22 protein-coding genes are annotated in these 25,598 nt (G+C 62.4%); 20 read left to right on the forward strand and 2 right to left on the reverse strand.

Going from position 1 to position 25,598, the window contains the following annotated elements; translation table 11 throughout:
- Positions 1-7 precede the first annotated feature (7 nt).
- Positions 8-547, forward strand: coding sequence for a hypothetical protein (locus tag AC1D19_RS25170; protein ID WP_477764883.1), 540 nt, complete (start codon positions 8-10; stop codon positions 545-547).
- Positions 548-855: 308 nt separating this feature from the next.
- On the opposite strand, the gene AC1D19_RS25175 is transcribed toward AC1D19_RS25170, so the two are convergent.
- The gene (locus AC1D19_RS25175) at positions 856-1,752 is read right to left on the reverse strand and encodes a LysR family transcriptional regulator (RefSeq protein ID WP_477764884.1); all 897 of its coding nucleotides are present in this window, start codon (positions 1,750-1,752) and stop codon (positions 856-858) included.
- A 138-nt stretch (positions 1,753-1,890) separates the two neighbouring features.
- Between AC1D19_RS25175 and AC1D19_RS25180 the strand changes: the two genes are divergently transcribed.
- Both AC1D19_RS25180 and AC1D19_RS25185 read left to right on the forward strand, forming a co-directional pair.
- A complete protein-coding gene (locus AC1D19_RS25180; RefSeq protein WP_477764885.1) occupies positions 1,891-2,910 on the forward strand; it encodes an alpha/beta hydrolase in 1,020 nt (339 codons plus the stop codon).
- Between the two features lie 191 nt (positions 2,911-3,101).
- Positions 3,102-4,529, forward strand: a complete 1,428-nt coding sequence (locus tag AC1D19_RS25185; RefSeq protein WP_477764886.1) for a mechanosensitive ion channel domain-containing protein — start codon at positions 3,102-3,104, stop codon at positions 4,527-4,529.
- Here the strand turns inward: AC1D19_RS25185 and AC1D19_RS25190 are convergent, their stop codons facing one another.
- Positions 4,530-5,429: an AraC family transcriptional regulator gene (locus AC1D19_RS25190; protein WP_477764887.1), complete on the reverse strand. Its 900-nt coding sequence runs from the start codon at positions 5,427-5,429 to the stop codon at positions 4,530-4,532.
- A 97-nt stretch (positions 5,430-5,526) separates the two neighbouring features.
- On the opposite strand from AC1D19_RS25190, the gene AC1D19_RS25195 reads away from it, so the two are divergent.
- The 17 genes from AC1D19_RS25195 to AC1D19_RS25275 all read left to right on the forward strand — a co-directional run bounded on the left by AC1D19_RS25195 (position 5,527) and on the right by AC1D19_RS25275 (position 25,136).
- The gene (locus AC1D19_RS25195; protein ID WP_477764888.1) at positions 5,527-6,465 is read left to right on the forward strand and encodes a LysR family transcriptional regulator; all 939 of its coding nucleotides are present in this window, start codon (positions 5,527-5,529) and stop codon (positions 6,463-6,465) included.
- Positions 6,466-6,625: 160 nt separating this feature from the next.
- Positions 6,626-7,666, forward strand: a complete 1,041-nt coding sequence (locus tag AC1D19_RS25200) for an AraC family transcriptional regulator (protein ID WP_477764889.1) — start codon at positions 6,626-6,628, stop codon at positions 7,664-7,666.
- 396 nt (positions 7,667-8,062) lie between these two features.
- A complete protein-coding gene (locus AC1D19_RS25205; protein ID WP_477764890.1) occupies positions 8,063-9,415 on the forward strand; it encodes a UDP-glucose dehydrogenase family protein in 1,353 nt (450 codons plus the stop codon).
- 131 nt (positions 9,416-9,546) lie between these two features.
- Entirely contained in the window at positions 9,547-10,293 is a 747-nt protein-coding gene (locus AC1D19_RS25210; RefSeq protein ID WP_477764891.1) for a sugar transferase, read from the forward strand.
- On the forward strand, positions 10,294-10,941 hold the full coding sequence (locus AC1D19_RS25215) for a CpsD/CapB family tyrosine-protein kinase (RefSeq protein WP_477764892.1): 648 nt from the start codon (positions 10,294-10,296) through the stop codon (positions 10,939-10,941).
- A 22-nt stretch (positions 10,942-10,963) separates the two neighbouring features.
- On the forward strand, positions 10,964-11,995 hold the full coding sequence (locus tag AC1D19_RS25220; protein ID WP_477764893.1) for a polysaccharide biosynthesis/export family protein: 1,032 nt from the start codon (positions 10,964-10,966) through the stop codon (positions 11,993-11,995).
- Positions 11,996-12,010: 15 nt separating this feature from the next.
- The gene (locus tag AC1D19_RS25225; protein ID WP_477764894.1) at positions 12,011-13,603 is read left to right on the forward strand and encodes a GumC family protein; all 1,593 of its coding nucleotides are present in this window, start codon (positions 12,011-12,013) and stop codon (positions 13,601-13,603) included.
- A complete protein-coding gene (locus tag AC1D19_RS25230; RefSeq protein ID WP_477764895.1) occupies positions 13,600-14,694 on the forward strand; it encodes a glycosyltransferase family 4 protein in 1,095 nt (364 codons plus the stop codon). The genes AC1D19_RS25225 and AC1D19_RS25230 overlap by 4 nt, the downstream gene beginning before the upstream one ends.
- Complete coding sequence (locus AC1D19_RS25235) at positions 14,691-16,058, forward strand: O-antigen ligase family protein (protein WP_477764896.1); 1,368 nt, start codon at positions 14,691-14,693, stop codon at positions 16,056-16,058. The genes AC1D19_RS25230 and AC1D19_RS25235 overlap by 4 nt, the downstream gene beginning before the upstream one ends.
- Positions 16,055-17,023 (forward strand): glycosyltransferase, encoded by a 969-nt coding sequence (locus AC1D19_RS25240; RefSeq protein ID WP_477764897.1) that lies wholly within the window; start codon positions 16,055-16,057, stop codon positions 17,021-17,023. The genes AC1D19_RS25235 and AC1D19_RS25240 overlap by 4 nt, the downstream gene beginning before the upstream one ends.
- Complete coding sequence (locus tag AC1D19_RS25245; RefSeq protein ID WP_477764898.1) at positions 17,016-18,152, forward strand: glycosyltransferase; 1,137 nt, start codon at positions 17,016-17,018, stop codon at positions 18,150-18,152. The genes AC1D19_RS25240 and AC1D19_RS25245 overlap by 8 nt, the downstream gene beginning before the upstream one ends.
- Positions 18,153-18,164: 12 nt before the next feature.
- Entirely contained in the window at positions 18,165-19,166 is a 1,002-nt protein-coding gene (locus AC1D19_RS25250) for a polysaccharide deacetylase family protein (RefSeq protein ID WP_477764899.1), read from the forward strand.
- Complete coding sequence (locus AC1D19_RS25255) at positions 19,163-20,467, forward strand: lipopolysaccharide biosynthesis protein (protein ID WP_477764900.1); 1,305 nt, start codon at positions 19,163-19,165, stop codon at positions 20,465-20,467. The genes AC1D19_RS25250 and AC1D19_RS25255 overlap by 4 nt, the downstream gene beginning before the upstream one ends.
- Positions 20,464-22,383 (forward strand): hypothetical protein, encoded by a 1,920-nt coding sequence (locus tag AC1D19_RS25260; RefSeq protein WP_477764901.1) that lies wholly within the window; start codon positions 20,464-20,466, stop codon positions 22,381-22,383. The genes AC1D19_RS25255 and AC1D19_RS25260 overlap by 4 nt, the downstream gene beginning before the upstream one ends.
- Before the next feature lie 84 nt (positions 22,384-22,467).
- Positions 22,468-23,154, forward strand: a complete 687-nt coding sequence (locus tag AC1D19_RS25265; protein WP_477764902.1) for an N-acetyltransferase — start codon at positions 22,468-22,470, stop codon at positions 23,152-23,154.
- A 4-nt stretch (positions 23,155-23,158) separates the two neighbouring features.
- Entirely contained in the window at positions 23,159-24,370 is a 1,212-nt protein-coding gene (locus tag AC1D19_RS25270; RefSeq protein WP_477764903.1) for a GNAT family N-acetyltransferase, read from the forward strand.
- A complete protein-coding gene (locus AC1D19_RS25275; RefSeq protein WP_477764904.1) occupies positions 24,342-25,136 on the forward strand; it encodes a ChbG/HpnK family deacetylase in 795 nt (264 codons plus the stop codon). Before AC1D19_RS25270 ends, AC1D19_RS25275 begins: the two co-directional genes overlap by 29 nt.
- Positions 25,137-25,598 lie beyond the last annotated feature (462 nt).

A 25,598-nucleotide genomic window follows, 5' to 3' on the forward strand; every position in this document is an offset into this window, starting at 1 on the left:
GAACGACATGCTCATCAATAAGCTTTTACTGGCAGTAGCTATTGGCGCGGTTCTGTCGGCGTCTACCGTATTGATTCCGGACAGCCTGTCCGGGGTATCCAGTGCTCAGGCCAAGGATGGGGGTAGTGGTGGTGGTGGCGGCGGCGGCGGTAGTGGCGGCGGCGGTAGTGGCGGCGGCGGCGGCGGAAGTGGCGGCGGTGGCAGTCACGGTGGAAGCGGCAGTGGTGGCAACAGCGGCAGCGGCCATAGCGGCGACCATGGCAGCAACAGCGGTCATGGCAGTGCCAACAGCGGTTCGAGCCACTCCGGAACGGCCTCGTCCTCAGGACGCAGCGGCACCCATGATGAACCTGGGGATGACCGTGGCGTCCATGCCAATGGCGAGCCCGGCGATGACCGTGGCGTCCATGCCAATGGTGAGCCCGGCGATGACCGTGGCGTCCATGCCAATGGTGAGCCCGGCGATGACCGTGGCGTCCATGCCAATGGTGAGCCCGGCGATGATCGTGGTGCCCATACCGAGCCCGGCGATGACAAAAGGACCTGATTCCCCCTGAAATCCATACAACACAAATATCCTGTGGGAGTGAGCTTGCTCCGGGCGGCGTTCCGACGATAGCGGAGTGTCAGGCAACAGAAATGTTGAATGATCGAATGTCATCGCGAGCGGGCTCGCTCCTACAGGGAATGTGTGGACACAAAAAATGACGGTGTGTACCCGTTTTTGTAGGAGCTGGCTTGTCGGGTCGCCGCATCGCAGCGAAGGCGGCCTTGGGACGTGCAGCGCCATCAAAAACGCCTTCGCCGGCAAGCCGGCTCCTACAGTGGTCAATGTGAATCAGACAATCAGCCGCTCTACAACCTGCCCTCAACCCGATCCAGCCGCTCGCGCAAGAACTCGACCAGCGCCTGCACCGGCCGCGAACTCTGCCGGTGTTGCGGATAGACCGCAGACAACGTCAGCGGCTGCGGCCTGAAATCCTCCAGCACTTCCACCAGCCTTCCATCCTTCAGCGCCGAACCGACAATGAACGTCGGCAAATAGGTGATCCCCAGCCCGGCGATCGCTGCGTCCTTGAGCAGTTCACCGTTGTTGACCCGCATCCGCCCGCTGACATTGACGCTCAATGGCTTGCCCTGCCCCGCAAAACGCCATTGCACCTGACGACCATGGCCGTACGGCAGGCAGTCGTGTCCGTGCAAATCTTCAGGCTTGAGCGGCGTGCCGCGTTCGACCAGGTACGCGGGGCTTGCGCAGTACACCCGTTCAATGGAGGCAATGCGTCGGGCGATCAGCGTCGAGTCTTCCAGTGTGCCAATGCGCAATGCCAGGTCGTAACCTTCACCGAGCAAATCCACAGGGCGATCACTCAAATCCATCTCCACCGTCACTTCGCGATAGCGCTGCAAAAACTCCGGCAACAGGCACCCCAGATGCGCCAGTGCGAACGACAGCGGCGCACTCGCACGAATGGTCCCCCGTGGCTCGGTGGTCTGGCCGGCGATGCCCTGCTCCACTTGTTCGACTTCGCTGAGCAGGCGCAAGGCTGACTCGTAATAGCTTTGCCCCAGCGGCGTGACGTCCAGCCGCCGGGTCGAGCGATTGAGCAAGCGCACGCCCAGGCGCTCTTCGAGTTGCATCAAGCGGCGGCTGACAAACTGCTTGGACAGGCCCAGTTGATCTGCGGCAGCCGTGAAACTGCCGGAGTCCATCACCTGGCAAAAAATACGCATATCTTCGAAGGGGTTCATTGTCACTTCCCGGTTGACAGTCAAACACTTTATAGCCGCTTTTTCCCTTCCAGGCACCCTATTAATCTGTGTTCACGGTGTTGAATTCACCCTTGCATTACCTAACCGCGTACACCCACGATCAAAAAGGAATTGACCATGAACCTCGTCCAGAAAACCCTGACTGCGTCCCTGCTCGCCCTTGCCGTCGGCAACGCGTTTGCTGCGGGCAGCCCGGGTGTCGAACACAACACCCAGGCCTTCCTCGCAGCCCTCGCCGCCGGTGGTGGCAAACCGCTTGAACAACTGAGCCCGAAAGACGCCCGTGCGGTGCTGACCGGTGCCCAGGCGTCGGTGAAGGTTGACCTGTCCGGTGTCGAAATCAGCGACAAAGCGATCAAGGTCGACGGGCAGACACTCCACCTCAAAGTGGTGCGCCCGGCCAAGGTCAAAGGTGAATTGCCGGTGTTCATGTTCTTCCACGGTGGCGGTTGGGTACTGGGGGATTTCCCGACTCACCAGCGCCTGATTCGTGACCTGGTGGTGGGTTCCGGCGCGGTCGCGGTGTACGTCGACTACACACCGTCGCCGCAAGCGCATTACCCGACCGCGATCAACCAGGCCTACGCCGCGACGCGCTGGGTGGCCGAGCATGGCAAACAGATCGGCGTCGATGGTCAGCGCCTGGCAGTGGCCGGCAACAGCGTCGGCGGCAACATGGCGGCGGTCGTGGCCTTGATGGCCAAGGAGCAAAAAGCCCCGGCCCTGCGTTTTCAACTGCTGATGTGGCCGGTGACCAACGCACAGTTCGATACCGCGTCGTACCAGCAATTTGCCGAAGGCCATTTCCTCACCCAAAACATGATGAAGTGGTTCTGGGACAACTACACCACCGACGCTGGCGAACGTGCGCAGATTCATGCCTCACCGCTCAACGCCAGTACCGAACAGCTCAAAGGCCTGCCGGCCGCACTGGTGCAGACCGCCGAATTCGACGTACTGCGTGACGAAGGCGAAGGTTATGCCCGCCACCTCGATGCGGCCGGTGTGCCGGTGACCTCAGTCCGCTACAACGGCATGATCCACGACTTCGGCCTGCTCAATCCGCTGAGCCAGATTCCCGAAGTGAAAGCAGCGGTGCGCCAGGCTGCGCTGGAGCTCAAGGTTCACTTGAACTGAGACATTGCCCTTTGCCACACACTTGCGGTGTGGTGAGGGGCTTTTCTGTAGGAGCGAGCCTGCTCCGGGCGGCGTTCCGACGATGCGCAATATCAGTCGACATCTTCATTGAATGTTGAACCGCAATCGCGAGCAGGCTCCCACAACAGCACTCTTCATCTGCGCTACCTCATTTCCAGCGGAGCATCCCAATGTCTTTTGTCTACGCTCATTTGCTCTCCCTGAGCACCCTGCTGCTGGCCATCGACGCCCTGCTCTGGCACCTCGCGCCATTCAAGCATCGCGTCAGCCGGGTCGGTGTGCGCCTGGCGCTGTTTCTGCTGTTCAGCGCAGTGATCATCAACGCCGGCGTCAGCCCGTTGCAGGCGCCATTGTTTGCCGATGATCACGTGGCGCAGCTCGGGGCTACGGCGCTGGGAATTCTGTGGTGGCTGTACGCCGCGCGGGTGCTCACGGAAGTCATCGGTCTGGTGTTGATGCGACGCATCGGCCACAGCGGCCGGCTGTTGCAGGATGTCATCGGCGCACTGGTGTTCCTAGTTGCCGTCGTCGCCGCCGCCGGCTACGTGCTGGAGCTGCCAGTGAAAGGTTTGCTGGCGACCTCTGGCGTCGTCGCCATCGTGGTGGGTCTGGCATTGCAGAGCACCTTGAGCGATGTGTTCTCCGGTATCGTGCTCAACACCACCAAGCCGTATCAGGTCGATGACTGGGTTTCCATCGACGGTGTCGAAGGCAAGGTGCTGGACATCGACTGGCGCGCCACCCACCTGCTGACCAGTGCCGGCAGCACCGCTGTGGTGCCGAACTCGGTGGCGGCCAAGGCGAAGATCGTCAACCTCAGCCGCCCGACCAACCTGCACGGCGTGTCGATCAGCATTCAGGTGCCCAACCACATCCGTCCGCGTCGGGTACTCGATGCCCTGGACCGCACCCTTCAGGGCAGCAGCAGTCTGCTGCTCAACCCACCGCCGAAAGCCGTGCTCAAGGAGGCCGGCGAAACCATGTCCGAATACGTGGCCAGCGGCTTCATCGCCGAACTGGGCAAAAAGGGCGAAGTGCGCAATCAACTGTTCGACCTGGCCCATCGGCACCTCGAAGCAGCAGGCATTTCCCGGCAGCCCGATGGCGTGATCGAGCCGTCGACCCGCGCACGGGCCTTGCTCGATGAAGTGAAAATCTTCCGTTCCCTGAGCGCCGAGGAACGTGATCGTCTGGCCCAAAACATGGTGGCACAGCAATATGCGGCTGGTGAGGTGGTGCTGGATCTGGAGGAAGTGCCGGACAGTTTGTTCGTCATCGCCACCGGCGTGGTCAGCGCCACTGTCCCCGATGGCAGCACGCGGATCGAAGCCGGACGCATGGGGCCAAGTGAAGTCATGGGCGAACAAAGCATTCTTGCCGACACGCCGTCCCAGGCACGGTTCACCGCTCTGACCTCAAGCATCATCTACCGCCTCGACAAATCCCTGACCCGCAGTTGCATGGAGCAACGCCGCGAAGTCGACCGGGCGTTGAACAAGCTGCAAGCGGTGCGGCAGCAGAACAGCCGGATGGCATTGATGGCCAAACCGGTGGCGGTCAAGAAAGGTGGTTTTTTGAGCTGGTTGCAAAATCGTTGATCAAGGAGCGAGCTTGGTCCGGGCGGCGTTCCGACGAAGGCGACCTACCGGCCGACCCGATACATCACAGAGGCGAAACTGCTTGGGCGTAATCCCGAACTGCTTACGAAACGCCCGAATGAAATTACTCGGCTGCCGATACCCCAACCGCTCGGCAATCCGCTCAATCGGCTGATCACCTGCCGTCAACCAGTGCCGCGCCAACTCCAGACTGTCACTGCGGGTATGTTGCGCAGCAGCAGTCTGCCAGTGCCGCAACATGCTCTGATGCAAAAACCCATTGGCCCCCAGCAACGGCTCATCGAGACTGGCCGCTGGCAGGCTCAAACACGGATGTGACCCCTCCAGCACCTCGATACCAGCGCTACGCAACCACTGCCCGGCAGCCTGTTGCGGCGTCAGGCGAACGGCCACAAACACCTGCGCCGGCGCTCGTCCCAGGCGTCGGGCGATGTTGCGCACCAACGTCAGGGTCGCCGCATCGAGGCCGAAAAAGTGCGGCTGTTGACCGGCACCGCGCAAGTGCAGGCGGGCCTGCCCGTCACCCTCCTCCAGTTCCGCCACTACGTAGTTGGTCACCCGTGGCAGGAAATCGGTGAAGCATGCCAGGCTCGCACGCAGGGTCGCTGCGGAGTCCAGCAGAATGTTCAGACCTCGCAGTGCGGTGGTCGCCATGCCGTTGACCAGTTCGCAGCCAAACGATGCGCCCGCGCCCGCACGCTCGCATTCATTCCACAGGCGTTCGACCAGGTGCGCAGGCACATGCAGGTCCTGACCTTCGAGCAACGACAGGCAGATGCCGGCCCGTTGCAGCAGTTGGTCCTGGCACAGGCCGGACTGCCGGGCATGGCTGAGAATGGTGCGGGTGAAGGCGCTGGAAATGAACGGTTGGCTGGTCATGGCAGGTTACGGCGAAAGGACAGGCGTGTACTTATGCCAGCCTCTGTGCTATCGATCCAATGCATTAAAAGTATCCACTGAATGCAGGAGACGCATGATGGACCTACGACAGCTCCGCCACCTTGTCGCCCTGGCCGATTACCGCAACTTCGGGCGTGCCGCCGAGGCGATCAATCTCAGCCAACCGGCCTTCAGTCGCAGCATCCAGACCCTGGAGCGCGACCTCGACTGCGCGCTGGTGGAACGCAGCAGCCGCGAATTCCGCCTGACAGGTCAAGGCGAACTGGTGCTGCAACATGCCCGGCGCCTGCTCGCTGGCAGCCAGGCCCTGCACAACGAACTGACGCAATACAACGGCCTGACCGGTGGCGAGCTGCGCTTCGGCTGCGGCCCATATCCGGCCCAGGTGCTGGTGCCCGAAGCGCTGGCGGAGTTCATTCAGGCTCATCCGGCGATCCGCATCAGTTTCCACCAGGGCGACTGGGAACAACTGGCGGTCTGGCTTCGTGAACAGCAGATCGAATTCCTCGTAGCCGACGCGCGGTACTTCACCGGCGACCCGCAATACCAGGTACAGCTGTTGCGCCCCCGGCGCGGGTGGTTCTTTTGCCGTGTCGGTCATCCCCTGGCGCAGCAGCAGAATCTGTCCCTGCGCGCCCTGCTTGACTACGCGGTGGTCGGCACGCGAATACCGCCGACGATCCGCAAGATCCTCGCCGACGTGCAGGGCGAGGCGGACTTCAATCCGAGCGTGGAATGCGCGCAGTTCGACGCCATCCGCCGCGTGGTGATGCGCTCCGACGCGGTGGGCATCGCCACCGTGGAGGCCTTGGCCGAACTGGTCGACCAGGGTCTGGTCCGCCTGCTGGAGTTTGCCGATGTACCCAAGGAGGATCCCGGCCTGCAATTGCACTACGGCATCGTCAGCCGCGCCGGCCACTCCCTGACACCGGCCGCGCTGGCGATGGTCGATGCGGTGTTGACGGTCGACCGGCGCTTGCTGGCGTCGAACCAGTCCCCTCAAGAAGTTGCATAAATCCCGGCGGCACGAGTGACCCTGCGCTGCTGGTAAATCGCATCGAAGGCGAGCAACACGTTCAAATCGAGCTGGCGTAAATCAAGCATGGTCTTGCTCCGGCAAATCGCTTAACGTCGGCCAGCCTGACCAGTGTTCAGGAACAAGCTGTGAGCCCTACATGACAAAAAGCGATCAGCCGCTGCACGACCAATCAATACCCAACGCGTTCTACGCGCCGACCCTGTTGCCGGCCATCGAAGAGTTGCTGGCCCGCGGTGTGGACCGGGAACGCATCGAAGGCCTGTTGCGACGCAGCCTGTTCGAGTTGCGCACGCCATTCATGCGCATTCCGCTGTTCATGTCGCGGCGCTTCTGGGCGTTTGCCCTGGAACAGACCGGCGACCCGCTGATTGGCCTGGCGGCCGGTCGGCGATTCGTTTCCACCGCCACCAACGGCCTGACGTACCTGTTCGACGTGGCCGACTCACTGGACAGCGCCTGCCAGTATTTCGTGCGTTTCTTTCCGTTTTTCAACGGGCACTTCCAGGCCCGGATCGTGCGCGGCGACGACAGCGTCGAATTGCACCTGCTCGACCGCGGCAGCGTGAAAACCAGCGCGTCAACCGCCGATTACATCCTCATCAGCCTGTGCAGCATGTTGCGGCGCAAATTCCTCGCCAGCGGCCTGGAGCGTGATCCGGTTCTGGGCGTCGGGCTGGCCGGTGCCTGCACGGCCAACCCGCAGGAACATGAACAAGCTTTTCGCGCACCGGTGCAATGGGGGCAGGCGCAGCACTCGATCCGCCTCGATCCACAGCTGTTCGTGATCCCGTTGACGCCGGGCAATCATGAACTGGAACACACGCTGGTCGAGCTGCTGGAGCAGACCCGACGCAACAGCGAACCGACCTTGCTGGAGCAAGTCTGCGACCATTTGATCGTCGACCTCGCCGAGGCCAGCTGGCAGCAATTCTGTACCACCCAGCATTTGCTCGAGCGCACCGCCGCCCGACGCTTGAAGGCGTTGGGCTGGAGTTTTTCAGAGTTGCTCGACGAATACCGCCGCTACCGCGCCGAAGACTTTCTGCAGGGGACCGACCTGGAACTGGTGGAGATTTCCGACCGTCTGGGCTACAGCGATGTGCAAAGCTTCAACCGTGCATGCCTGCGCTGGCTGGGGTGCGCGCCGGGTGCCTGGCGAAGCCGGCAAGGTCAATGAAAAACCACGCAATTTGCTATGACTCGACAGGCACTTGAGCAATAGATTGTTGGACATTTTTTTAACGCCGGCATTACGCCTGCCGTGCGTGATAACTGCCGGACTCTGTTAAAAATTGTCATCAAGCCCGCGACTCAAACCTGACACACTTAGCAGCTACAACCCTTGTATTTCAAGGCTTACGACCGCCTGTCGCTTTCTCGAGATTTTCACCAAACAGCCAAAATCGGCGGAAAACCCAACAGTGGTGCGACTTTGATGGCAATCGCCCCCACATTTGGGGGTGTCTTGCCCCTTTTACATACCGGTTTGCTGACACGGTTTGCCGAGGCTGGTCTATACCCCTTTTGACCGTCTTGTTTTGCAACTCTCCACCGTCTTACGAGGCACGCTAATATGGACGTGAGCGTATTTGGTACGGGCTATGTTGGCCTGATACAAGCAGCGGCACTGGCCGATGTCGGACACCGCGTTCTGTGTGTCGACATCGATCCGAACAAGATCCGGCAACTGCAACAGGCCGTGCCACCGATCAGTGAGCCGGGGCTGTCCGGCACTCTTGAAGAAAACATCAAGGCCGGTCGTCTGTTCTTCACCACCCAGGCCAGCGATGCGGTGGAGCACGCCGAGCTGATTTTCATCGCCGTCGGTACACCCGCCGACGAAGACGGTTCAGCCGACCTCAGCCATGTGCTGAACGTGGCCCGGCAGATCGCCAGTTTCATGGAGACCGACCGCACCCTGATCATCAAGTCCACGGTGCCGGTCGGCACGGCGGATCAGGTCAGCGCCACTGCCGTCGAAGAGTTGCAGCGTCGCGGCAAAGGTTCGCTGAAGGTACGGGTGGTGTCCAACCCGGAGTTCCTCAAGGAAGGCAGTGCCCTGGCCGATTGCATGCGCCCGGACCGAATCATCGTCGGCACCGCAGACGATGAAGCCCGCAGCCAGATGACCGAGCTCTACGCGCCGTTCTGCCGCAACCACGACAAATTGATGTTCATGGACAACCGTAGCGCCGAGCTGACCAAGTACGCGGCGAACGCGATGCTGGCCACGCGCATCAGCTTCATGAACGAACTGGCCAACCTCACCGAGTTGCTGGGGGCTGATATCGAAGCCGTGCGCAAAGGCATCGGCTCGGACCCGCGCATCGGTTACCACTTCATCTACCCCGGTTGCGGCTTCGGCGGTTCATGCTTCCCCAAGGACCTGCGCGCCCTGCTGCACACCGCCGAACACGCCGGAATGCCTCTGAAGTTGCTGCGTAGCGTGACCGACGTCAACGACCACCAGCGGCATATTCTGTTCAGCAAACTCAAGGCGCAATTTCCCGGCGGACTGGCCGGCAAATCCATCGCCGTGTGGGGCCTGGCGTTCAAACCCAACACCGATGACATGCGCGAAGCACCCAGCCGCTACCTGATGGAAGCACTCTGGGCCGAAGGCGCGAGTGTGCAGGCCTACGACCCGGAAGCCATGTCCGAATGCCGGCGCCTTTACGGCTACCGCGACGACCTGCACCTGTGCGCCACCCGCGATGACACGCTCGAAGACGCCGATGCCCTGGTGATCTGCACCGAGTGGAAGAACTTCCGCGTGGTCGACTTCGACATGCTGGCAAGCAAACTGCGTAAACGGGTGATCGTGGACGGACGCAATCTCTACAGCCCGGAACAGGTGGCAGCCGCCGGCCTGCATTACAGCGGCATTGGCTTGCGCCGCATCGTGCCCGAGGCCGTCCATCCATGAAGATTCTCGTCACCGCAGCAGCCGGTTTTATGGGTGCCCGATGAGGGACCGGGGCGCTTCGTTGCCTGGTCCCGCACTTACGACTGACTGCGTCGCCCATGCCGCACACGGCTTAACTCTGCGGAGAATCTATGTCTGAACACGAAAAAAGTGTGCCACTCAGCAATATGCGTAGGGACAAGCGCCTGGACCCCGAGCAACGCAAGCGCATGGATGCCGCCATCCACATGCAGGGTTGTGGCTGGATAACCGGTCGCGAAGGTGGCCGGCCGTGGACCCTGTCGCGCACCAACCGCGTCCTGGCCGGCTTCGGCGCACTGCTGGTCCTGGTGCTGATTTCCCCGGTGCTGCTGGGGTTGGCGCTGGCCATCAAACTGACCAGCCCGGGGCCGGTGATGTTCGTGCAGAAACGCACCGGCTACCGCGGCCGCCTGTTCGGCATGTACAAATTCCGCACCATGGTCGTCAACGCCGAGGAGCTCAAGGAGTCCCTGCGGCACCTGAACAAGCACGGCGCCGACGCCATCGACTTCAAGATCGACAAGGACCCGCGCATCACCGGTATCGGCAGTTTTCTGCGACGCACCAGTCTCGACGAGCTGCCGAACCTGCTCAACGTGGTGACCGGCGACATGCGCCTGGTAGGCCCCAGGCCGACTTCGTTCAACGCCTACCGCTACGAGGACAAGCACCTCGCGCGCCTGAGCATCTACCCCGGCATGACCGGCCTGTGGCAAATCTCCGGGCGCAGCAATATCGACTTCGACCAGCGCGTTGAATTGGACCTCACCTACATCGCCCAGCAGAGCCTGCTGCTTGATTTGAAGATTCTGCTGAAAACCCCTTTCAAAGTGTTCAGCGGTCACGGAGCAAGTTAAATGGACGGTTCAACGGCTAAAAGCCTCAGCATTGCCAGCCCGAGCGAGTCCAACCTGACATCGACCGTACTCGACCAGAACCTGCGGACCCTGTTCCTGACCGCCGCCAACCCCGGCGCTGGCACCACCACCAGCGCCCTGGCGCTGGCCAGTCAACTGGCGAAGATGAGCAGCGGCCTGGTGCTGCTGGTGGATGCCAGCCAGTCGGCGACCAACCTCACGCAACAGTTGGGGCTGAGCAAGGAACGGGGGTTTCGCGACTTGATGTTCAACACCCAGAGCCCGCCCTTGTTGCAGGACTGCGTGGTGGACGTCTCCAGCCTGCCCTTTCACGTTCTGCCATTCGGCCGATACTTCCGTGGCAACGAGCACCTGACACCCGAGCGCCTGAGCCCGCTGCTCGATCAACTCGGCATCCGCTACCGCTTCGTGGTGATCGACGGCGACGCGGTGTATTCGGCCTCCGACTCCCTGGTCATCAGCACCCAGGTGGACGGTGTGGTCCTGGTCGTGCCCGCGGAAGACACCCGCTGGGAAGTGGCCCAGGCCGCGGCCAAGCGCTTGAGCCAGGCGGGAGCGAAGCTGGTCGGCAGCGTGTTCAACCGACGCAAGTACTACATGCCCGAATGGCTGTACAAAAACCTGTGAGCAATCAGACAAGGATGACGCCATGAACGCCAAGATGCTTGTCCTGCTGTTGCTGCCCCTTGCAGGTTGCTCCAGCACTTCCTCCGACGAATCACAAAGCATGCCGGTGCAAATCCTCACAGCCCCACCGGCCAACGCCCAGGCAACCGACGTGCCCAAGGTCGAGCAGACCCTGCGCCCACAGGATGTGCTGGACGTGATCTTCCACATCAGCACCAGTGGCTCGGCCGCCTATCGCGTGCAGTCCGGGGACACGATCGCGCTGAACTTCACCGCCGCCAGCCAGTTCAACGGCAACCAGTTGGTGCTGCCCGATGGCACCATCGAACTGCCGGGGGCCCACACCACGGTGAAAATCGAGGGCATGACCCGCGATGAAGCACGGGACGCGATTCAGCGCGCCTACGATCGCAAACAGCTGTTCCAGCCCAACCGCAATCAGCTGTCAGTGATGGTGGTGAACCCGCTGGCCAGTGAATGGAACCTCAAGTCCGTGCTCAACCACCCCGCCACCGGCATGAGCCGGGAAATCACCGTGGGCAGCGACGGCTACGCCAGCTTCCCGGAAATCGGTGCCGTGCCGCTGCAAGGCATGACCATCAACCAGCTGGAGGCCTACCTGAATAATCGCTATGCCACCCTGCCGGGGCGCATGACCGTGGACGTGCTGCTCAAGTCCACCGCCGGCAACGAAATCTATGTACTGGGTGAAGTCGGCCAGCCGGGCTCCTATCCGATCCGCCGCCCGGTGTCGGTGCTCGAAGCCCTGACCATGGCCCGCGGTTCCAACGCCAAGGCACGCCTGGACTCGGTGATGATCATGCGGCGCAACGGCAACCAGGTGGTCGCGCATCGTTACGACGTGGAAAAAGCCTTGTCCGGCGACGCCACCCAGATCGCCTACCTGCAAGCGGACGACATGCTGTACGTGCCGAAGACCAAGCTGGCCAGCACCGGTGAGCTCGTGCGGCAACTGGCGGACGTCGTGTTGTTCCAGGGCATGGGCCTCAGCTTCAGCTACCGCGTCGACAACAAAGACGACAGCAGCAACTAACTCTCAGGTACCCACATGAATCCAAAGGAAAACTACCTGCATGAGTTCTTCAGGATCTTCTTCGCCAACAAGCAGTTGGTGAAGCGAGTCTTCCTGATCTTTGCCGTGATCGCCGTGGTCTTGCCGCTGTTGCTCAAGCAGAGTTTCGATATCACCGCCCAGGTGATCGTGCAGTCCAAGAAAATCTCCCAGGGGGATGCCACCAGCACCCTCACTCAGGAAAACGCTTCCTTCATCCCGCCGTCGCTGGCCGACATGGAGACCGAGAGCAATATCCTGCGTTCGCCGGCCTTGATCCGCCAGACCATCGGCCAGTTGCGCGAAAAGGGTGAGTACACGCAGCCCGTGAGCGCCTTCAACAAACTGCTGGTGCAGCCGCTCAAACGGTTTGTGATCAATCCCGTTCGCGAACACGTGATCAACCCGGTTCGCAGCCTGCTCGGGCTGCAGACCGATCCGGTACGCGACACCCTGCTTGATGCCCTCACGCAACAAGCGTCCGCTGCCCTCAAGGTTGAAACCTTGCCGGGCTCCAACGTGATCTCGATCGTCTACCACTTCCCTGACCCGGCCCAGGGCACCCGATTCGTCACTGCCCTGCTGCAAAACTACCTGGTCACCCGCCAGGAAATGCAATCGATCGACCTGCCGCAGAGTTTCTACGAGACCAAGAAATTGCAGTACCAGGTGCGTCTCGATGGCCTGGAAGCCAATCGCCTGGCCTTGCTCGAAAGCATCGGTTCGTCCGACCCCAAGGAAGAAATCACGTTCCGTCTCAACGCGATCAACACCGAGGAACAGGCGCTCAACCTGTATCAGGACCGACTGCTGCAAAGCCAGCGCTGGCTCGATTACCTGAAAACCAGCCTGGCGACCGCCAACAATGCCAGATTCAACGACTACACCTTCCCCTACACCTTCACCACCACCGTCGACAGCGTCGCTTTCGAAGACCGCGAGATCAAGCAACTGGGTGAGCGACTGACGACCCTGGTCAGCCACTACATGGACGACCTGGCGGTCTTGCAGCCCGGCAGTGATCCGATGCAAATGGCCCGCGAGCAAATCATCCGGGCCCGTGGGCAATTCCTGAAGATTGTCAGCAACCGGATTCAGGAGCGCACCAGCGACCTGGCGACGATCAGCTCGGTCATCGACCAGAAAACCGCGCGCATTACCGAGTTCAAGAATCGCATCCATCAGTTGCAGGAAACCCGGAGCAAGCTGCGGCAGATGGACACCGAGATCAACGCGCTGCACAAGGCGTTCGCCACCTATGCCCAGCGCTTCGCCGAAAGCAGCACCGCACGCGCGCTGGACAACGACCTGTCCAACGCACGGGTACTCAGCCCGCCGTACGAACCGACCGAAGCGGCATTCCCCAAGCCGATGCTGATCATTCCGTTCGGGCTGTTCACCGGTTTGCTGCTGGCGATTGCCCTGGTCTATGTGCGTGAGTTCTTCGACCACCGCTTCAAGCACCCTGCGCAAATCACCCATGAACTGGGCTTGCCGGTGCTGCTGGTGATCAATGATCAAAGCACCCTGCCGAACAACCCGCACAAGAACTGGAGCGTACCGGCCCTCGTGCATTGGGTGCGCAATTGAACGCGCCGCTCGGCACCGCCCACGACCTGCCGATCATTCATTTGCTCAGCAGTGGCGGCTTCTATGGCGCCGAGCGGATGCTGCTGGATCATTGCCTGGCGACGCCGGGGCAGCACCAGGTGCTGTTTCTCGATGCGCCGCCAGAACTGATCGCGCGATTTCGCCAGGCCGGTGTCGATTGCCTCGGCTGTGCAGGCCTGGGCGCATTGCTGGGGCATTTGCGCCAGCGACGGGACCAGCGGCCACTGATCAATACGCACAACTTCAAGGGCCTGTTGTTCGGCTGGCTCGGCGCCACGCTGTTGCGCCTGCCACTGGTCATCACCCAGCACGGCTTCACCCCGCGCAGTCGCAAGCAGAAGTTCTACACCTGGCTGAGCCTGCAACTGTGCCGCACGGCCTCGGTGAACCGGGTGGTGTGTGTTGCCGAAAGCATTGCGGCGCTGCACCGCCAGGCCAATGTGCGCACGGACAAGTTGCAGGTGATCCCCAACGGCCTGCCGGCGGCCCACGACTTGCCGCCGCACAGTGGCGAGCGTCAACGCTGGCTGGCCGGCTACGTCGGGCGCCTGAGTAGCGAAAAAGGCCCTGACCTGTTTCTCGATGCGCTGATCCCGTTGTGTCAGCAGTACCCGCAACTGGACGCGGTGATGCTCGGCGACGGGCCGGAGCGCGAAAGCCTGCAGACGCGCATAGACGAAGCCGGATTGCAGGCGCGCATCACGCTGCCGGGCTACCAGACCGACATGCGCGCCTGGTGGCGGCAACTCGATGCGTTGGTGATCAGCTCGCGCACCGAAGGCACGCCCATGATTCTGCTCGAAGCGATGCAGGCCGGGGTGCCGGTGGTGGCCTTCGGCGTCGGCGGGATTCCCGATGTCTTGCAGGACCGCTACAACGGCCTGCTGGCCGCGCCCACCGACAGCACCGCCCTCGCCCGCCAGATCGGCGCGCTGCTGGGTGACCCGGCCCTGGCCGGCGAGTTGATTGACAACGCAAAACATACGCAACGGGATCGCTACGACCTCAAGGTCCTGGCCGAACGCTGGTCGCAGCTTTACATCCGGACTGCACGGGAGGCACGCGCGTGATTGTTCCGCTCTCGATCGTCAGTTTGCTCGGCCTGGTCTGCCTCGGATTGCTGGCCAGCCCTTATCCGTATCTGGCGCCGGGAGCGGTGCTGGGCCTGGTGGGTGTCGCGGTGCTGTACCGCAAGCCGACCTGGGGCCTGCTGGGCATTGTCGCCATCCTGCCTTTCGAGGGCCTGTTCAAGGACAGCGCGTTGTCGGGCTCCAAGTTCCTCGGGGCTTCGCTGGCGCTGATCCTGATGCTGCAACTGGCGATTCGTCAACGGTCGGCCGAGCGCCTGCGCAGCAGTATCTGGCGTTTCCTGGTCGGGTTCATGGTGCTGTACATGCTCAGCCTGTTGAACACCGACAACATGGACATGTCCCTGGGCCATCTGCGCGAATTGAGCGTCGGCCTGATTCTGTTTGTCATCACCCTGCTGGTCGGGCGTGAGTTGAACCTCGACATGTTCGCCAAACTGGTTGCCGTCAGTGTCGCGGTGACCTGCGCCATGGCGATGTTCTCGGCCAAATACCAGGACGAAGGCCGTGCGTCCGGCATGCTCAATGACCCGAATGAATTTGCCCTGATGATCGCCTTCGCCGTGCCCATGGCGCTGTTGCTGGTGATCCGCAGCCCGAACCGGCTGCACCGGTTGTTCTGGGGGGGCTGTGCCCTGGTGCTGCTGGCCGGCATGACCAAGACTGAATCCCGTTCGGGGCTAGTGGTGTTGCTCCTCAGCCTGTTGATCGGCACGTGGCACTACCGCGCGCAGTTGCCACATATTCGTCCACGCCACCTGGGCTTTGCCATGCTTGGCCTGACGATTGTGATTGCGCTGGGGCTGTATGCGATGCCGGCCAGTTACGTGGCGCGCATCCAGTCGCTGAGCATCCTCAGCTCCGGGGCCAAGAGTCAGGACGCGTCCCTGGGCCGTCGCGCCTCCTACATTGTGGTCGGCAGCGCCATGATCGCCGAGAATCCCTTGCTGGGTACCGGCCCCGGCACGTTCCCGCTGCACTACGCCACCACCGGTTATGCCAAGACCTTTTCCGTCAGCGGCAAGACCGACGACCTGTACCGCCGCGCCCACAACACCTACCTGGAAATCTTCAGTGAACTGGGGATTCCCGCCGGCCTGATGTTCGTCGGCATGCTGGCCCTGGGGTTGTACAACCTGATTCGCGCCCGCCACACCTGGCTGTTGCGAGGAGACAGGCATCAGGCCGATCTGATGACCCACCTGGGCATGAGTTTTCTGTCGTTGACATTGTTCCTGATGTTCCTCAGCGCACCGAACCACAAGTACCTGTGGATCATGCTGGCGTTGACCGGCGTGCTGCGCACGAAAGCCAATGAGGCCCAGCTGAAAGAGGTCAGGGCATGAACCGCATCAGCATCATCATCCCGATGTACAACGAGGCCCGGCACATCGCCCGGACCCTGCAAGCGGCACGACATGCCGCCGAGGCGGCCAACGTCGAATGCGAGTTGATCGTGGTCGACAACGGCTCCGACGACCAGGGCCCGGACATTGCCCGGCAGTTCGGCGCCCAGGTTCTGGTCCTGCCCGGCCTGCTCATCGGCGCATTGCGCAATCGCGGAGCGGCGATTGCCAGCGGTGAATGGCTGGCCTTTATCGATGCCGACGTCGAGATGCCCGAGAACTGGCTCAAGCTGTTGTTCGACCTCGAGTCCGGCGGCCAGGCCGATGTCATCGGTCTTGACCTGCACACCCCGGCCGAAGCGCCGTGGTACGCCGACGCCTGGCAGCGCCGCACCTTGCGCCCCGACACGCAGCCGCTGCATGTCGCGCAATGGCTGCCCACTTGCAACCTGCTGATGCGCCGTCGCTGGTTCGACAAGGTCGGTGGTTTCAATGAACAACTGCGCACCGGCGAGGACAAGGAACTGACCATGCGCCTGGTCGACGCCGGTGCCAAGCTACTCGCGGTCAACCAAAGCGTGGCGCTGCATTGGGGTTACGAATGCAGTTGGCGGGAATGGATGGGCAAGGAATTGTGGCGCCAGGGCAGTCATCTGCAACTGCTGCGCACCCATGGCCCGAGCCTGCGCTTGCTGCGCTTTCCACTGCTGTCGATAGCCGCCTGGGTCATCGATTTCATGGCCATTTCCGCCCTGTTCGACGGTTTCCCCCAGCATTCGATGCTGATGCTGCTGCTGACCGTCCTGCCCGCCCTGGCACTGAGCCTGCGTCAGAGTGCCAGGCACCGCGACCCGCTCCTGACCTTGCAACTCTGGGGCCTGCATTGGGTGCGCCTGCACCTGGCGGGCGCCGGGTTCATCCTCAGCCTTTGTCATTGGAATGCCAGGAGGCCCGCCCGTGGCTGAATTCATTTACTGGTTGTGCCTGTTGCTACCGGTTTACGCCTACCTCGGTTATCCCCTGTTGCTGACATTGCTGGCACCGTTTTACCCGGCACCGCGCCATGGACCGGCCCAACCGATGGACGTGAGCATCGTGATTGCCGCGCACAACGAAGCGCGGCATATCGAAGAAAAACTGCGCACCGTGCTGGCCCAGGATTATCAGGCCCGCTCACTGCACATTATCCTGGCCAGTGACGGCTCGACCGACGACACCGTGGCCTGTGCACACAAGGTCAATGACGCGCGCATCACCGTGCTCGATCTGCCCCGCCAGGGCAAGGCGGCGACGCTCAATGCCGGGGTCGCGATCAGCAGCGGCGCGATCCTGGTGTTCACCGACGCCGACAACCAATGGTCCACCGACACCCTCGGCCATTTGCTCGCACCGCTCAACGACCCGCAGGTCGGGGGCTGCGCCGGGCACATGGTGATCCCGGTGACCGGCAAGGGCTTGAGCGTGGGTGACAGCCTGTATCGGCATTACGAAGGCTGGCTGCGCTACGTGGAAAATCGCACCGGCTGCATGGTCTCCGCTGACGGCGCATTGCTCGCCCTGCGCCGCGAGTTGTTCCAGAACGTGCCGGCGGAGGTCAACGACGACTTCTTTATCAGCACCTGCGCACCCGTCGCGTTCAAGCGGATTGTCTACGTGCCCCAGGCCCGGGTGATCGACCAGGGCGTGGACGAAGCCGACAAGCAATTTCGCCGTCGTCAGCGGGTCACGGTGGGTGGCTTGCAAAGCCTGGCCCAGCGCCGGGAGCTGATGAATCCGCTGACCCATGGCCTGTATGCGATTGCCTTGATCAGCCACAAGCTGATCCGGCGGCTGGCGCCGATCCTGTTGCTGCCGTTGCTGCTGAGCAATTTCTGGCTGTGGGAGGATCACGGCTTTTATCGCCTGAGCCTGATCGCACAACTGCTCGGTTACACGATGGCCATTGCCGGCCTGCTGGATTCGCAACACCGCTTGCCCAAACCCTTTCGCCTGGCCGCATTCCTTCTGGTGACCCTTGCCGGGATGAGCATCGGCCTGTGGCAGTTCCTGCGCGGTCAGCGTTACGCCCAATGGAACCCCGAGCAAAATCGATGAGAGGCGCGTGCCATGGCGATCAAGCAACTGTTAAAACGCACCAGTGGCTGGCTGTACCTCAACTCCCCGGTCGGGCGCAATCAACTGCACGGCGCCGGGGTGATCCTGATGCTGCACCGGGTGCTGGCCAGCGACCAGGCCGCCGAACTGCCCCATCGCAATGAACTGTGCGTCGGGCCAAAGGCCTTTGAACATTTGCTGGTGTGGTTGAAAAAACACTTCGACTGCGTGCCGCTGATGGACATTCTGCAACCCGGCGCACCGCGTTCGGAGCGGCCGAAAGTGGCGCTGACCTTCGACGACGGCTGGCGCGACAACGCGCTGAATGCCTTCCCGTTGCTGCAAAAACACCAGGTGCCGGCGAGCATCTTTCTGTCCACCGATTTCATCGGCAGCCGCCAGCGCTTCTGGTGGGAAAGCATCGGCGAAACCCTGTGGAACAGCCATGGCGAACAGGCACGTCTGCAGCTGATCGAACACTTGCAGCACCTGGGGCGCCCGTTGCCGACACTGTGCGATGACCCGGATCAGCAACGCCGCAGCCTGGCGTTGCTGAACTTTTTGCAGAGCCTGAAAACCCTGTCGCCGCTGGACCTCAATCGCCTGACCGACGACTGCCCGCAGGAGTCGTTGCCCCAGGCGCTGGACTGGCAGCAAGTGCGCCACCTGGAAGCGTCCGGCCTGGTGCGCTTCGGCCCCCACGGTGCCAGCCACGCCATCCTCACCGGTCTCGACGATCAACGCTTGGATGAAGAACTGAGCCGCAGTCGCGAGGCGCTGCTCCACGGCTGCAACCAGCCGTTGCCGGTTTACTGCTACCCCAATGGCGACAACGATGCGCGGGTGCGCCAACAGGTGGCCAGGCATCACTTCCCGTTTGCCCTGGGTACCGGCACCGGCATTTATCGAGGGGCCGAAGACCCACTGGCCCTGCCACGCTTCGGCGTCAGCCAGCGTACCGCGCGCAATCCCGGGTTGCTGTCCTGGCGCATCTACCGCGGGGCACGCCCATGAGCCGCAACAACTACCTCAGGCACCTGGCCCTGAGCATGGGCACCAAACTGGCGATGATTGCCCTGCGCTTGCTGCGTAACGTGTTGCTGGCGCGGATTCTCGGCCCCAGCGAACGGGGCTTGTTTGCCTTGCTCAACACGTTGCCCGACCTGATCAGCGCTGCCACCAGCGGCGGCTTGAATTCAGCGGTGGGCTACCAGGCGGCCAAGCAACGACCGATGGGCTTGCTGCTCAGCCAGGTGCTGCTGTTCGGTTGTCTGCTGGCGGCGTTGCTGACCTTGCTGGTGGTGGCGCTGACCCGCGAGTTCGGCAGAGAACTGGACATCACCCTGCAATTGGGCCTGCTCGCCTGGCTGTTGCTGCTGGCGGTGCCGCTGACCGTGCTCAAAAGCGGCTTGCTGACTTTGCACAACGCCTCGGGCGGCGTGGTCGCCTTCAATGCCTTGCGCCTGATCGAGTCGCTGGCGCCGCTGCTGGTGTTCCTTGCCCTGTTCTGGATGTGGAAAAGCGCGGCCCTGGAAGCGGCGCTGATCAGTTGGCTGACGGGGATCAGCCTGGTGGTGCTGGCCGGTTGGGTCTGGCTCAAGCGCGAGCATCCGCTGAGCCTGCAATGGGACCGCGCCAGCCAGAACGAACTGCTGCGCTACAGCGCTCGCAGTCATCCGGACCTGCTGTTCCAGCAAGTGATTCTGCGCTCCGACTACCTGTTCATCGGCGCCCTGCTCGGCACCACGGCGCTGGGTCACTACGCCATGGCCAGCGCGGCCGCCGAGTTGCTGCTGATCGTTCCGGAAGCAGTGACCACGCCGCTGATGAAGCGCCTGCTGCAACAGGAAGAAGGCATCGAAAAAGTCACGCCACTGGCCTTGCGCTTGACCGCCACGGTGATGCTCGGCGCTTGCCTGAGCATGGCAGTGGTCGGTGAATGGTTGATCGTGACGCTGTTTGGCGAGGCCTATCAGCCTGCCTATCCGGCGTTGCTGGCGCTGCTGCCAGGCCTGTTCGGGCTGTGCTACATGAGCATTCTGCGCCTGGACCTGCTGGGCAAAAACCGGCCCGGCACGATTTCGTTGTTGATGGGCCTCAGCGCCCTGCTCAACCTGGCGCTCAATGTGCTGCTGATCCCCACCTACGGCATCGTCGGCGCAGCAGCGGCGTCCTCTATCGCGTACCTGGCCGTGACCCTGGCGCTGTTGGTGGTGTATTGCCGGTTGAGCCACGTGCCGGTCTGGCAAACGCTCATCGTCCTGCCCGGCGACATCGCGCCGATGCTGCTGATGCTGCAACGGAAGTCGGCATGAAACACCTGTTATTGCTGGTGAGTCTTGGCCTCGGGCTGAGCGCCGAAGCTGCGCCTATGCGTTGGGTCGATATCCGCGACGGCAGCCTGTACCTGCAAACGGACCGCCCCGACACCCTGACCGTGCTCTGGGCCCCGGTGTGGCAGGCTGAAGCCAACGAAGAACACCTCTACTTGCTCGACGGCCAGGGCAAACTCCAGAGCGAACGACTGATTGCCGCCAATGAGCCCCGCGGTAGCCAACGCTGGGAGCTGGCGCCGGGCGCCGCCAGTTATCGACTGGAAATTCCTGGCTACAGCTTCCGCCGTTATACGGTTGAGCACGACGACCACACCGTCGCACTGTTCGCCCCGGCCAAGGTGCATTTCAGCGCCGAGCCCCGGGACGGTGACGAGTTGTATTTCAAGGTCGCGGCCGGTGAACACGCGGTGCTGGCCGGTAAATTCCACGGTGGCGTCGGCGCGTTGCAAGCGCAGCGCGTGAGTGACGGCCAACAGCTTTCACTGTCTCTCGAGCCTTACCCCGCCTATTGGCAGTTCGACAAAGTCGAGTTGCCCGTTGCAACCACCGATCAAGTCTGGCGCCTGCAACTGCGCGGTAGCGGCAAGGTCGCATTCTGGCTCGACGGCACGGCCAACCTGTTCGCGCAGAACCCGCAACAGCTCAAACCCTTGCGCGAAGACGAAGGCCAGACCCGGCTGACGCTGCACAACGACGTGCTCGGCAAGACCCCGAACCTGGGCATCGCCCTGCCCTATGCGCGACCGCCGGATTCCAGTTTCGCCGTGCTCGATGCCCTGCAACCACAGGCCGGATCCTATTACAGCCTGGTCGACATCATGGCGACGCAGCCGCATTACGAAGACGTGTTCCGCCGGCTGTATCAGGATCGCTTCGGCATCACTCAGGACATCACCCTGCTGGCCGGCCGTCAGCGCAAGGCCGACCTGCGCGCCGACGCCACCAGCAACGCCGGCCTCAATGCCTGGCTCGCCGCCACACGCGCACTTGGCGGCAAGGGCACGCACTACATCGGCTTTGCCGACGAACCGAACCTCAACTACCCGGACTACGCCAGCTACCAGCGCATCTTCAACAGCATGGCCTGGCAAGTGCGCAGCAACCCGGACAACGCCAAAGCCGGCGTCCGCATCGCCATGCCGGCCAGCTCCCGGTTCGTCAATGGCCCGCTCGTCGACAATGCCGCCGACAAGCGCGGCATCGACTGGGCCCGACGCTTGCTGGCCGAGTCCGGCGACAAGATCGATGCGCTGGCATGGCACGAATGGATGGTCCGCGACCTGCTGGCGACCCGTGTCTACCGCGATAGCGTACGCAAAGCGGCAGAGCTGGTGGGGCTCGACGCCCAGGGACGACCGCGCAAAGCCTTGTTGCTGGACCAGACCAACATGTCCAGCGGGGCCAGCCTCAGCCCTTACGATCAGGAAACCCACTACGCCTCGTTATGGTGGGCCTCGGTCATCATCAATGCTTCCCAGGACGGCTTGCTCGACATGCTCGGCTGGTTCCAGGCCGACGACGAACCTGAGTATCCCAAGGGCATGTTCCGCGTGCTCGGCAAGGATGAATTCGAGCTCAAGCCCGTAGGCCTGGCGCAGCAATTCATCCGCAAGCATTGGCTACGCGATGTCATGCGCCTGGAGAACGACGCCTTCGAGGTTGACGTGCTGGCCATGTCTGCCGGGCACCAACGCAGCCTGCTGGGCGTCAACAAAGGCTCACGCTTGCAGCGCGTGAGACTGGCCGGCGCGCAATGTCCATTGTCCCAGGGATCATTGCGCTATTTCGGCGCCGACAACCGCAGTCGCGACGCATCTTTCAACTGCCTGGAGGGTCGCATCACCTTCGATTTACCAGGAGAAACCCTGTTTGCCCTCAGCTGGAGCACCTCATGAACGTCATTGATTTTTTACCGCGTGGACGATGCGTCGCGCATTGAGTCACTCCACTCACGGTCAACACCGTCAGGAGTCAAAAACATGAATGCTCTGAAAAAACTCAGTGATCACATCAAGCAAAAAGGCCTGCGCGCCACCGTCGGCAAGTTGTGGAAACACTACGTATTTTTCCACGAAGAATTGTTGTGGATGGAGCGCGATCTGGTGAGCCCGGTACCGCCACACAAGCTTCGACCCTATACACCGCTGCGACTGGAAACCATCACCCCACAAAACGCCGTGGCGTTCGCCAAACACTTCGGCGATCGCGTGGGCACCATGGCCGAGTTGGCGTGCGAAGGGTACACCGGGCATATGTACCTGGATGAAAACGGCGATGCCGTGGCCTTTATCTGGGGCAGCACACGCGATTATTTCGACCGTCATTACTACGGCTGCATGTTCCCGGTGAAGCCAGGTGAGTTCTTCGAGTTCGCTCTCGAGCAGATTCCTGCCTACCGGGGCACCACGCTGTCGATCGATTTCCAGCTGAACCTGTGGAAAGCCATGGCTGATCAGGGCTGCAACAAAGTGGTGGATATCTGCGAGTCCCACAACATTCCCGCGCTCAAGCTGCACATGCGCATGGGGTATCGCGAGCAAGGACGGATCATGAACATCTACCACCTGTTCGGCGGGCGCTTCTTCCGCGAAACCCGCTACAGCGGTTCACGTCTGGATGCCTTGCGCAAACCGGCACCCTCTCCTGTTCCCGCCGAGGCGAGCTGATCTTATGTCTGCACGATTCGAATGGCGCACTTCGCTGTGCACCGACGACTTTCCGATAGCGGCTTACGAAGCATTGCGCCAGCGCGTAACGGACCACACGCCGTTCAACAAACTGGCCTGGCTATACGCGTCGGAACTGGCACTCAAGCCCGGCGAGCAATTGCATGTGCTGCTCGGCTGGCAGGGTGGCGAACTGGCGCTGTGCCTGCCGCTGGTGGCGTCCGTGGAACGCTTTGCGCTTTTGCCGTTTCGGGTCCTGCATCATTTGGGCTATCCCCTCGCCGACCGCCTCGCACTGCTGACGAGGCTGGACGACGACGCTATGCGCAAGGCGTTGACGCAGATCCGTCAACACCTGCCCCATACCGTGCTGCAACTCAACGAACTGGCCGGCTCCACGGCGCAAGCCCTGGCACCGTGGCAGGCACTGAGTTCGACCGCCGAACAACGCCTCAGCTGTCGGGTGCCGGTGCACCTGATCAGCGAAGCCGACCATCAGGAAGTCTCCGGCGACCCGCGCTACAAACTGCGCCGCGCACGCAAACGCATCGCCGCGTGCGGGGCCCAGGTGCGGCGGATCACCCCCGACGCCCTGACCATGGGGCCGCTGTTGCAGGACATCAGTGAAGTCGAAGCGGTGAGCTGGAAAGGCGACGAAGGGGTCGGGATCTTTTCCGATGCGCGCCATCGCCAGTGGATGGACCGCGCCTTCACCGCCCTCGCGGTCCGAGGCCTGGTGCGCGTGGTGGTGCTGGAGCTGGAGGGGCGCTGCATCAGCTATCGCCTCGGCTTGCTGGAACAGGGCCGACTGTACGACTACAACCTGGCGTTCCTGCCGCAATATGCTGACCTGGGCAGCGGCCGGGTGCTGCTAGAAGAGTGGATTCGCTGGGGCCTGGAAGACAACTGGCAGTGGATCGATGCGTCACGGGTCAGCCTGGAAAACTCCAGCCATCAACTGCACGAACGCATGACCGGGCAACTGGAACACTGGCGCTGGAGTTTTTACTCCTGGCGTCCAGGCGGTCTGGTGCTGGGACTGGCCTTGCGGGTCTGGCAACGCTTCAAACCCCGATTGCAGCAATGGCGCGCCCGGCGCGCGGCGGCCGCAGTCGCCACCCCGGCGCCCGGCGCAACACCTGTTGTCAAAAGGCCTGCGCCTACGGAAAACCTCAAGGAGGGTAAACATGCCCCGGCAAGTGATAGTCAACGCTGACGATTTCGGCCTCAGTGCCTGCGAAAACGCAGTGATCCTGGGCGCGTTCCAGGCCGGGCTCATCAGCTCCGCCACCGCCATGGCCAACATGCCGGCGTTCGAAGCGGCCTGTGCCATGGCCCGGCATCCATTGCTCGAAGGCCGCATCGGCCTGCACTTCAACCTGACCTACGGCCGTCCATTGAGCCAGAGCATTGTGCAACGCCCGACGTTTTGCGACAGTGCCGGCGTGTTCGACCTCAACCTGTCCCGCACCCGCCTCTGGCTCGGGCGCCGGGATCGCCACGCCGTACTGGAAGAACTCGAAGCCCAGTGGCAGCGCTGCCTGGACAACGGCCTGCGCCCCAGCCACCTGGACTCTCATCAGCACGTGCACAACATCTGGCCGATCGGCGAGATCGTCGCGCGCTTCGCCGCCCGCCAGGGGGTGCCGGTGCGTCTGGCGCGCAACCTGGGGCAAAACCTCAGCTTGCCCAAGCGCGTGTTCAAGGACCTGCTCAACCGTCGCCTGAGCAACCTGGCCGGCGCCACCGCCGACTACGTGTGCACCCCGGTGGATCTGCGCAACGCTGAGCCGCCACCCGACGGACTGCTGGAAATCGTCGCCCACCCGAACCAGCTCGGCGCCGACTTCGGCGATGCCTACCTGGAACCGGGAGAGTCCTTGAGTGCACTGCTGGAACAGCGCTTGCCGGGTGTGCCGCGGGTAGCCTATACCGCTGCGGGCGATGCTGCGCCTCACCGTGCGCGGGCCGTTCTGGAGTAATCCGCAATCCCTGTGGGAGCGTGGCCCCGCGATGGCTATGTGTTGGGCGCATCTGTTTTGATGGTGTACATATCCGTTTCTGCGGTAACGGCCTCTGGCGGTTCCGCTTTTACAGCGGGTCACTTGGAAAAGCCCCAAGTAACCAAAGGCTCTTGCCCCTGACATTCGGTGCCTCGCCGTGGCTCGGCATGCCCTCGCTCCGGTCCTGCTCCGTGGGCCCGCCGCCATCGGCCATCCATGGCCGGCGGCGGCTAACCCGGCATCCATGCCGGGTTGCCCACTGCGCAGAACCTGCGCTCGGCCTCATGAGGGGGCGTGTACCGCAAAAGCAAAAGCGAGGCGGCCGACCGGCCGGCCTGATCGCGGGGTTCGTTCGCTTGTGAGAATTGAGTCGGCTGACAGGCCCCATCGCGAGCCTGCTCGCGATGGGGACCCCACAAACATCCCGGAAAAAACCCGCCT

It is taken from the genome of Pseudomonas sp. P1_C12 (genome assembly GCF_056406435.1).